Source organism: Streptococcus parasanguinis (genome assembly GCF_001578955.1).
In the GTDB taxonomy this organism is placed as follows: domain Bacteria; phylum Bacillota; class Bacilli; order Lactobacillales; family Streptococcaceae; genus Streptococcus; species Streptococcus parasanguinis_U.
In genome coordinates, this window is the sequence record NZ_KQ969690.1 from 27,610 (window position 1) to 31,094 (window position 3,485).

2 protein-coding genes and 1 pseudogene are annotated in these 3,485 nt (G+C 43.6%); all 3 read left to right on the forward strand.

Translation table 11 applies throughout. From position 1 onward, the window contains the following. Positions 1-951: pseudogene (msrB, locus tag SPADD19_RS03940) on the forward strand (peptide-methionine (R)-S-oxide reductase MsrB); the annotation flags it as partial. Positions 952-1,009: 58 nt separating this feature from the next. Then, positions 1,010-1,744 carry a response regulator transcription factor gene (locus SPADD19_RS03945; RefSeq protein WP_024054871.1) on the forward strand — a complete coding sequence of 245 codons (735 nt, stop codon included), beginning with the start codon at positions 1,010-1,012 and terminating at the stop codon, positions 1,742-1,744. After that, the gene (locus tag SPADD19_RS03950; protein WP_045759155.1) at positions 1,741-3,453 is read left to right on the forward strand and encodes a cache domain-containing sensor histidine kinase; all 1,713 of its coding nucleotides are present in this window, start codon (positions 1,741-1,743) and stop codon (positions 3,451-3,453) included. Before SPADD19_RS03945 ends, SPADD19_RS03950 begins: the two co-directional genes overlap by 4 nt. Positions 3,454-3,485: the final 32 nt, after the last annotated feature.

The window sequence follows — 3,485 nt, forward strand, 5'->3', positions numbered from 1 at the left end:
CGGTTGATCCAAAGGATCATCGTGAAATTTATTTGGCTGGTGGTTGCTTCTGGGGCGTAGAGGAATATTTCTCCCGTGTTCCAGGTGTGATTGATGCCGTATCAGGCTATGCCAATGGAAAGGGAGAAACGACCAAGTATGAATTGGTCCCTCAAACAGGCCATGCTGAAACAGTTCACATCACCTACAATGTCAAGAAGGTATCTCTGAAAGAATTGCTCCTGCATTATTTCCGGATTATCGACCCAACGTCGAAGAATCGTCAAGGAAATGATCAAGGAACACAATACCGAACAGGTGTCTATTATGTCTCCCAAGAAGACCTTCCAACCATTAACCAAGTCTTTGAAGAAGAAGCAAAAAAATACGACAAACCGTTAGCAGTGGAAAAAGAGCCACTGACCAATTTCATCAAGGCTGAGGACTACCACCAGGATTATCTAAAGAAACATCCGAATGGGTACTGCCATATCGATGTCAATCAGGCTTCTTATCCTGTTATAGATGCTAGTCGCTATTCTAAGCCAAGCGATGAGGAGATCAAAAAGAAGTTATCTCCTGAAGAGTATGCGGTGACACAAAAAAAATGATACCGAACGGGCCTTCTCCAATCGTTACTGGGATCAGTTTGATGCCGGTATTTATGTAGATGTCGTGACTGGTGAGCCGCTCTTTTCCTCTAAGGATAAATTTGATTCTGGTTGTGGTTGGCCGAGTTTCAGTCGACCTATTAGTCCTGATGTGGCCATCTATAAGGAGGATAAGAGTTTCAATATGACTCGGACAGAAGTTCGGAGCCGTGTAGGAAATTCTCATCTGGGCCATGTTTTTACCGATGGTCCCAAGGAAAAAGGCGGCCTTCGCTATTGCATCAATAGTTTGTCTATTACCTTCATTCCCAAAGCAGAAATGAAAGAAAAGGGCTACGGTTATTTATTGGACTACGTCTGAGACATTTGGAACCATAATTTGCTATAATAAGTATAGCAAAGACAAGTAGGTGAAAGACATGTATGCGATCATGATTGTGGAAGATGAAGAGCTTATCCGGCAGGGTCTGACTTCCTTAGTGGATTATGAACAGTTTGGAATGACCGTCATCAACCAGGCTAAAAATGGGCGTGAGGCTTGGGAGAAGTTTCAAGAGCAACCAGCCGATATCCTTCTAACCGATATCAATATGCCACAAATGAATGGCTTGGATCTGGCTCATCTCGTCAAAGAACAATCTCCGTCTTGCCATATCATTTTTTTGACAGGTTATGATGACTTTGAGTTTGCAAGGAAAGCCATCAAGTTAGGTGCAGATGATTATTTGCTGAAGCCTTTTTCAAAAGATGATATTGAAGAGATGTTAGCAAAGGTGAAAGGAAAACTTGATCAAGAGCGTAAGAAAGCGCAAGTCGAAGATTTGGTCAGTCAGGGTTATTCGACAGACTTGGAAGAAGCCATTCATGCTCGTTTAGCAGACTCTCAGTTAACTCTAAAGGATCTGGCCTATCAACTTGGTTTCAGTGCCTCGTATCTAAGTGTATTGATCAAGAAAAAATTGGGACTCCCCTTCCAAGACTACCTCATTCAAGAGCGAATGAAGAAGGCTCAACTCTTGCTTCTCACGACAGATTTAAAAATTTATGAGATCGCCGATCAGGTTGGTTTTGAAGATATGAACTATTTTTCTCAACGCTTTAAGCAGGTTGTTGGGGTGACACCAAGGCAGTACAAAAAAGGAGAGCATGAATGAAACGATATCCCTTGCTGATTCAGCTGGTCCTCTACTTTTTTCTCTTCATTCTCCTACTTTTTGGTCTTATTGGTGGTCTCTATTATCAAACGAGTTCAGGGACGATCCGCCAGCAAACAGAGCGGACGACAAGAAATAGTATCGATCAAAGCAGTCAGTTTATCACTTCCTATCTAAAAAAATTAAAGCAGACGACGACGGTGCTTAGCCAGGAACAGGCTGTTCGACAATTTGCCCAAGATAGGAGTGCGGATCAAGAAACGGTTCAACACCTGATGCGAACGATGATTGAAACGGATCCGGACTTGGTCTCAGCGGTCTTGGTGACCAAGGATGGACGTCTGGTAGCGACAGATTCCAAAATCAGCATGCAGACTTCTTCAGATATGATGAATGAAAGTTGGTATCAAGAGGCGATTAAAGAAAGAGCCATGCCAGTTTTGACGCCAGCTCGAAAGGAATCTTTGACTTCGGAAAAAGAAAAATGGGTGGTTTCTATTACCCAAGAAGTGGTCGATCAGACTGGCCAAAATCTCGGAGTAGTACGCTTGGATATTGGCTACGATAGCCTTCAGGCTTACTTGGATCACCTTCAACTAGGGAGACAAGGCTTTAGTTTTATCATTAATCAAAAGCATGAGTTTGTCTACCATCCTAAAAAGGCGGTCTATTCCTCCAGCCAAGAAATGCAGGCCATGCAGCCCTATATTGCTGTGACAGATGGCTATGCTAAAGGAGGACAGAATTTTATCTATCAGGTTCCGATTCCAGATAGCGATTGGACCTTGATTGGAGTGGCTTCACTTGAAGGACTTCAGATGCTGCAGTCGCAACTCCTGTACTCTTTCATTGGTCTAGGATTACTAGCTTTGATCATGTGTTTGATAGGGATCGGCTTTGTTCTGCGTTTGTGGATCAAACCCTTACAAGACCTTCAGACTATCATTTTGAGGATTGGAGCAGGAGATGCTCACGTGAGGGCTGCAGCCAAAGGATCTCCAGAATTGGTGGCCCTCGCTCAAGCGTTTAATGCCATGTTGGACCAAATCGATAACCTCATGCAACAGGTTAAGGAAGAGGAGCAGAACGCACGGCGGTACGAGTTGCGGGCACTTTCGGCTCAGATTAATCCGCATTTCCTCTACAATACCTTGGATACGATTGTCTGGATGGCGGAGTTTAATGATAGTCGGCGCGTGGTCGACATCACTAAGTCTCTGGCTCAATATTTTCGACTGGCTCTTAACCAAGGCCAGGAACAAATCCTACTGAGAGATGAAATCGACCATGTCCGCCAGTATCTTTTCATTCAAAAACAACGTTATGGTGAAAAGCTCAACTATGAAATTCTAGAAGATGAACGGTTGGGCGACTATCAGCTTCCGAAATTAGTGCTTCAGCCCTTAGTGGAAAATGCGATTTACCATGGCATTAAAGAGATCGATCGGCCAGGTCTCATTCGAGTGACAACTGAAGTCAGTGGAGACTACGCCTGCGTATCGATTTTTGACAATGGACGAGGGTTTGACCGATCAGGATCAACAGCCCAAACCCTTCTTCGTTTAGGAGGTGTTGGCTTGAAAAATGTGGACCAACGATTGCATCTTCAATTTGGCGAAGCCTATCATATGGAGATTGATTCTAAGGCAAATAGCTATACCAAAATTACTCTTTTTTTGCCACTTGCATCCGGCAATGAATATTCATAGAGGCTGGGACAAAAGTTCTAGCCTCTCAATTA

What these genes read in the sequence shown, in the direction of transcription:
- SPADD19_RS03945 (WP_024054871.1), top strand. Translation starts at nt 1,010, where the DNA reads ATGTATGCGATCATGATTGTGGAAGATGAAGAGCTTATCCGGCAGGGT.
- SPADD19_RS03950 (WP_045759155.1), top strand. Translation starts at nt 1,741, where the DNA reads ATGAAACGATATCCCTTGCTGATTCAGCTGGTCCTCTACTTTTTTCTC.